This is a genomic window from Microbacterium sp. 22242, assembly GCF_052045495.1.
Lineage (GTDB): Bacteria > Actinomycetota > Actinomycetes > Actinomycetales > Microbacteriaceae > Microbacterium.
Genome location: NZ_JBQEOZ010000018.1, coordinates 66,635 through 72,756, shown reverse-complemented (window position 1 = coordinate 72,756; position 6,122 = coordinate 66,635). Strand labels below are relative to the sequence as shown.

Genomic DNA, 6,122 nt, shown 5'->3' with positions numbered 1-6,122 from the left:
CATCGCCCGCGAAATCTACTACGTCCTGATCCAGCCTTGACATCCATAGGAGCATCCCTCTGCTCTGCGTCGCTCGACGAGCCCTGTGACGGCCGGGCTCTCAGCGCGACCGCGATCCGATCAGCTGCAGCGCCTGCTCGAGAAGACACGGATCCGCCTTCCGCGACTGCTGCTCGCGGAGCAGATCGAGTGCCAGCGCGCGGCGTTCGACGCGGCGCTGTATGCGCCGGCGCACGTGCGCGGTGATCGCCGCGGCGAGCCGGAGCCCCGCGCGCTCGGCGAACGTCGGTGCCGCGATGTGCAGCGTCGCGGCGGTCATGACGGCTCCTCTCCGGCGCTGTCCTGTGCGTGACCGTGACGACCGCCGCCGCCCCGCGCCGCCGCGTCCGGGAGGTCGAAGAGGTCGGCGCGGATCGTGACGCGGCGCACGTCCGGCCCCGTCTGCCCGCGATAGCGCTGCACCGCCGTATCGACGACGGCGTCGATCTCGCGGGCCAGCTCCTGCACCTGCGCCGCCGTCATGTCGAGCATCGTCGTCATGTGATGGGCGGCTTCACGCCACTCCTCCGGCACGTCGGACCGAGGACGGTGCAGGTGATCCATCAGGCGCTGGTGCCGATTGCGGAAGAACTCGTCCTCCACGATCTGCGCGGCCGCGCGGCCCGACGGCGTCATCTCGTCGTTCGGCCCCGAGAACGACATCCGTCCGTGCGGACGCTCCCACCAGCGCTCTCGTGCGGTGCCGCGGTCGGCGACTTCGCGGATCAGATCGCGCGCCGCCAGGGCCCGCAGGTGATAGCTGGTGGCACCGGAGCTCTCCCCGATCAGCGCCGCGAGCGAGCTCGCGGTCTGCGGTCCGCGCTCGGCGAGCAGATCGAGGATCCGCACCCGCATGGGATGCGCGAGCGCCTTCAGAGCCCCCGCATCGAGAACGCGGCTCTCGTACCCCTCATCGTTCTCGGTCATAATCGCAAAGCTATCTTTGCATCATCTTCTTTGCAAGTGTTTCTTTGCACGTGTTTCTTTGCACGTTCGGCTCGGTGCCGTCCGCGCGCTCTCCTCGTTCAGCGCTCAGCCCGCCGGCGCCCCCTCTGCGCACCCACGCCCCCTCGCAGCAGCGCCGCTCAGAGGGGGCGCCGGCACTGCGAGGGGGCGCCGGCGAAGGTGCGGGGCGCCAGGCTTCGGCGAAGGTGCGTCAGGCGGCGGCGCGCGCGGCGACGAACGCCGCGACGCAGCGCTCGACCTGCTCCGCCGTGTGCGCTGCGGAGAGCTGCACCCGGATCCGGGCGAGCCCGCGCGGAACCACCGGGAAGCTGAACGCCGTGACGTAGACGCCCTGCTTCTGCATCTCCGCGGCGATACCTGCGGTGAGCGCGGCGTCGCCGAACATCACCGGCACGATGGGGTGCTCGCCGGGGAGGAGGTCGAAGCCCTCCTCCGTCATGCGCCGGCGGAACAGCGCCGCATTCTCCTGCAGCCGGGCGCGCAGGGATCCGGATCCCTCGACGAGATCCAGCGCCTCGAGCGTGCCGGCGACGATCGACGGGGCGAGCGTGTTGGAGAACAGGTACGGACGAGCGCGCTGCCGCAGCAGATCGACGATGTCCTGGTGCGCGGCGACGTAGCCGCCGGACGCGCCGCCGAGCGCCTTGCCGAACGTGCCGGTGTAGATGTCCACGCGACCCTCGACGCCGCACAGCTCGGGCGTGCCCCTGCCGTGCTCGCCGATGAAGCCGACCGCGTGCGAGTCGTCGACGAAGACGAGCGCGTCGTGGCGCTCGGCGAGATCGCAGATGTCCGCGAGCGGGGCGATGTAGCCGTCCATCGAGAACACGCCGTCCGTCACGATCACGCGGAAGCGGGCGTCGGCTGCGGCCCTCAGCTGCTCCTCGAGATCGTCCATGTCGCGGTTGCGGTAGCGCAGCCGGCGCGCCTTGGAGAGCCGGATCCCGTCGATGATCGAGGCGTGGTTCAGCTCGTCCGAGATGATCGCGTCCTCGGCTGAGAACAGCGTCTCGAAGACGCCGCCGTTGGCGTCGAAGCACGACGAGAACAGGATCGCGTCGTCCGTGCCGAGGAACGCCGCCAGGCGCCGCTCGAGCTCGAGGTGCTGCTCCTGCGTGCCGCAGATGAACCGCACGCTGGCGAGCCCGTAGCCCCACTCGTCGAGCGCGCCCTTCGCGGCCGCGACGAGGCGCGCATCGTCCGCGAGGCCGAGGTAGTTGTTCGCGCAGAAGTTGAGCACCTCCGCGCCGTCGGCGACGATCTCGGCGCTCTGCGGACCCCGGATCCCGCGCTCGTGCTTGGTGAGGCCCGCCTGCTCGATCCCGGCGAGCTCGCCGGCCAGGTGCTGCTGGAATGCTCCGTACATGGTCTGCTCCTACAGTTCGGTCCAGTCGAGGATGATCTTGCCGGTGCCCGCGGCCGCGGCGGCCGCGAAGCCCTTCTCCCAGTCCCGCGCGGGGATGACCTCCGCGATGATGCGGGTGATCGAATCGCGCAGCACCGGACTGGTCTGCAGCATCGCCCCCATGGCGTTCCACGTCTCGAACATCTCCCGGCCGTAGATGCCCTTGAGGGTGAGCATGTGCGTGACGATCTTGCCCCAGTCCACGCTGAACGGCCCGGTCGGCAGGCCGAGCATCGCGATCCGCCCGCCGTGGTTCATGTTGTCGATCATCGCGGGCAGCGCACTCGGCGCTCCGCTCATCTCGAAGCCGATGTCGAACCCCTCCCGCATGCCGAGCGCGCGCTGAGCGTCGGCGATGTCCTGCTGCGACACGTCGACGACCGCATCGGCGCCCATCTGCCGCGCGAGCTCGAGCCGGGGAGCCGACACATCGGTCGCGGTGATGAAGCGGGCGCCCACGTGCCGGGCGATCGCGATGGCCATCAGCCCGATCGGTCCGCAGCCGGTGACGAGCACGTCCTCACCCACGAGCGGGAACGCCAGCGCCGTGTGCACGGCGTTGCCGAGCGGGTCGAAGATCGCGCCCAGCTCCGGCGCGACGTCCGCATGGTGCACCCACACGTTGGTCGCGGGCAGGGTGAGGTACTCGGCGAACGCGCCGTCGCGCTGCACGCCCAGGCCGATCGTGCGAATGCACATCTGCCGGCGTCCCGCGCGGCAGTTCCGGCACATCCCGCACACGATGTGACCTTCGCCGGACACCCGGTCGCCGACCGCGATGTCGTGCATGAGCGGGCCGACCTCGACGACCTCGCCATAGAACTCGTGGCCGGGGATCAGCGGGGCGGTGACCGCCGAGGCCGACCAGTCGTCCCAGCGCTGGATGTGCAGGTCGGTGCCGCAGATCCCGGTGCGCAGCACGCGGATGACCACCTCGTCCGGACCGGCGACGGGGTCCGGCCGGTCGACGAGCGCAAGGCCCGCGTGCGGGCCGTCCTTGTAGAGAGCCTTCATGCTTCGATCCCACCGCTCCCGACCCTGTAGATCAATGCCGAGCGTCTGGACAGACCTTTAAGCATCACTACATGCTTGAATGGCCATATGCAGTTGCAGCAGCTTCAGATCCTGCGCGAACTCGGCGCGCTGGGCAGCGTCACCGCCGTCGCCGAGGCGCTGCGGGTGACGCCCTCGGCGGTGTCCCAGCAGCTGGCCGCCCTGCAGCGCGGCGTGCGCGCGCCGCTCACGCGCAAACAGGGACGCACCCTCGTGCTGACGCCGGCCGGTGAGGCCCTCGCCGAGGCGGGCGCGGCGGCACTCGACGCGATGGCCGCAGCCCGCTCGGCGGTCGACGAGTTCGAGGCGACGGAAGGGGGCGTCGTCACGGTCAGCGGCTTCCTCAGCGCCGCGCAGGCCCTCTTCGGTCCGCTGATCCGCGCCCTCGGGTCCGGACCGGACGTGCCCGCGATCCGCTTCACCGACGAGGACGTCGCGCAGAGCGACTTCCCCGCGCTCACCGCGCGCTACGACCTCGTGCTCGCGCACCGCATGGAGCACAGTCCTCCGTGGCCGAAGACCGGCATCAGGGTCCTCACGCTCGCCGCCGAACCGCTCGACGTGGCGCTCGCCCCGGAGCACCCGCTCGCGCAGCGCTCCTCGCTGTATCCCGCGGACGTGGTCGGCGAGCGCTGGGTGACGAGCCGCGCGGGCTACTCCCCCGACGACGTGCTGCGGACGATCTCCGCGGTCACCAACCGGCCCGCCGAGATCGCGCACCGCATCAACGACTACGGCGTGGCGGCCGCGGTCATCGCGACCGGGGACGTGATCGGCGTGCTCCCGCGCTACACCTCGGTCGTGACCGACGCGGTGGTGCGCCGCCCGCTGCAGTACGTCAGCACGAACCGCATGATCGACCTGCTCGCCCGCCCGGAGAACCTCCGCCGCCGATCGGTGCGCATCGTCGCCGATGCTCTCACCCGGGTGATGGCGGACCTGACCGGCTGAGGCGACGTCGACCGCGCCGGCGGCTCGCGGAGACGACGATGCCGGGGCGCCCTCTCGGTACGCCCCGGCATCGTCGCGGATCAGCCGCGACGGGTCACACCCCGACGGATCACTTGCTGCAGGTCACCTCGGTGCGGTAGATCTGCATGTCACCGCCGGCCGCATGCGGGGTGGCGCACGGCGTGTGGGCGATGTACATCACCTGCTGGTACAGCGGCTGCAGCACCTGGTCGGCGAGGACCCCGTCCTCGGCCTTCTGCCACAGCTTGTCGGCCTGCTTCGGATCTCCCGCGGCCAGCGCGTCCTTGACCGCAGCCGCCGCCGCGGGGTTGTCGTACTTCAGGCGGTAGTTGGCGTCCACGAAGATCGAGGCGACCCATTCGGACGCGCGGGGGAACGAGGACCCCCACAGCTGGATGCTCGGGCCGTCCAGACCGTACTTGTTGATGGTGTCGGAGAGCGTCGCGGCCGGAACCGGCTTGGGTTCGACGTTCAGGCCGATCTCCTTGGCGGAGTTCGAGATGGCGAGAGCCGTGGCCGCGTCGGTCGTGCTGGTCGACGAGTAGTTCAGCGGGATCGTGCCGCTGAAGCCGGCCTTCGCCAGGAGCGCCTTCGCCGCGGTCGGGTCGTAGGTGCAGTACTCGCCGCACGCGGACTCGCGATACGCCGACACGGAGTTCGGCATGAGCGATCCTGCCGGCAGCGTCGCGCCTTTGAAGAGATCCTTCGAGATGCTCTCCCGGTTGACGATCATCGAGAACGCCTGGCGCACCTCGATCGGGAAGGTCCCGTCGAGATAGGTGGGCCACGCGATGTACGTCTCCAGCGTGTTCCGGTCGATCGGCGTCAGACCGTCCTTGCCGAGCGCGTTGCGTCCCTGCGCGATCAGCCCCGGCGGGAGACTCCGCAGCACGTCGGCGTTGCCGGCGACGACGTCCTGGTACGCCGTGTTCGTGTCGGTGTAGACGCGGAAGGTGAGCGAATCCGCGGCTCCCTTCGGCACCCAGCCCTTGTAGTGCGGGTCCTTCTTCAGCACCGCCTCGACCTGCGGGTCCAGCGACTTCAGCGTGTAGACCCCGTTGCCGATCGGCTTCTTGTCGTAGGCCACCGGATCCTTGAAGGCGCTCTCCGGCATCGGGCAGAAGGACAGCATCGACAGCAGGTACGGCACATCGTTGTTCGGCGACTTCATCGTCAGCGTGAAGGTGCTGTCGTCGACCAGCTTCAGTCCGGTGAGGGCGGTGCCGCTGGGCGCGCCCGCGGCCGGATTGAGCTCGTCGTAGCCCTGGATCTGCTCGTACGCGAAGTTGGACGGCATCGCATTCGCGCCGTTCGCGACGAAGTTGAAGGTGTCGACGTAGGTCTTCGCGTCGATCTTGGTGCCGTCCGAGAACGTGTGGTCCTTTGCGACCTTGATCGTCCAGGTGACCTGGTCGCTGCTCTGCACGGACGACGCGCCGCGCATGAAGATCGAGCCGTCCTCCTTGATGCCGGTGAGCGGCTCGCAGATCGCCATCGCGATCTGGCTCCCGGGATTCTGCGCGCCGGTGATGCGGCCGATCTCGCCGTTGTTCACGGCGACCAGCGCGGTGGCGCCGCCACTGCCGCCGGAGGCCGGCTGGCCCAGGCATCCGGTCAGCATGGTCGCGCACGCGGCGGCGGCGACGATGCCGACCGTGATGCGTGTCGTGGTTCGAGTCATGGTTCG

Annotated in this window: 6 protein-coding genes; 1 reads left to right on the top strand and 5 read right to left on the bottom strand. The window is 69.8% G+C overall.

Annotated features, from left to right (window positions below; all coding sequences use genetic code 11):
* Positions 1-100 precede the first annotated feature (100 nt).
* The 4 genes from ACTJJZ_RS16125 to tdh form a co-directional block, all read right to left on the bottom strand.
* Positions 101-319: a hypothetical protein gene (locus ACTJJZ_RS16125; RefSeq protein WP_440722208.1), complete on the bottom strand. Its 219-nt coding sequence runs from the start codon at positions 317-319 to the stop codon at positions 101-103.
* Positions 316-966, bottom strand: a complete 651-nt coding sequence (locus ACTJJZ_RS16120; RefSeq protein WP_440722207.1) for an ArsR/SmtB family transcription factor — start codon at positions 964-966, stop codon at positions 316-318. The genes ACTJJZ_RS16125 and ACTJJZ_RS16120 overlap by 4 nt, the downstream gene beginning before the upstream one ends.
* Before the next feature lie 229 nt (positions 967-1,195).
* Positions 1,196-2,371, bottom strand: coding sequence for a glycine C-acetyltransferase (locus ACTJJZ_RS16115; RefSeq protein WP_440722206.1), 1,176 nt, complete (start codon positions 2,369-2,371; stop codon positions 1,196-1,198).
* 9 nt (positions 2,372-2,380) lie between these two features.
* Positions 2,381-3,424, bottom strand: coding sequence for an L-threonine 3-dehydrogenase (tdh, locus tag ACTJJZ_RS16110; protein ID WP_440722205.1), 1,044 nt, complete (start codon positions 3,422-3,424; stop codon positions 2,381-2,383).
* Positions 3,425-3,511: 87 nt separating this feature from the next.
* On the opposite strand from tdh, the gene ACTJJZ_RS16105 reads away from it, so the two are divergent.
* Entirely contained in the window at positions 3,512-4,414 is a 903-nt protein-coding gene (locus tag ACTJJZ_RS16105; RefSeq protein ID WP_440722204.1) for a LysR family transcriptional regulator, read from the top strand.
* A 109-nt stretch (positions 4,415-4,523) separates the two neighbouring features.
* On the opposite strand, the gene ACTJJZ_RS16100 is transcribed toward ACTJJZ_RS16105, so the two are convergent.
* Positions 4,524-6,116, bottom strand: coding sequence for an ABC transporter substrate-binding protein (locus tag ACTJJZ_RS16100; protein WP_440722203.1), 1,593 nt, complete (start codon positions 6,114-6,116; stop codon positions 4,524-4,526).
* Positions 6,117-6,122: the final 6 nt, after the last annotated feature.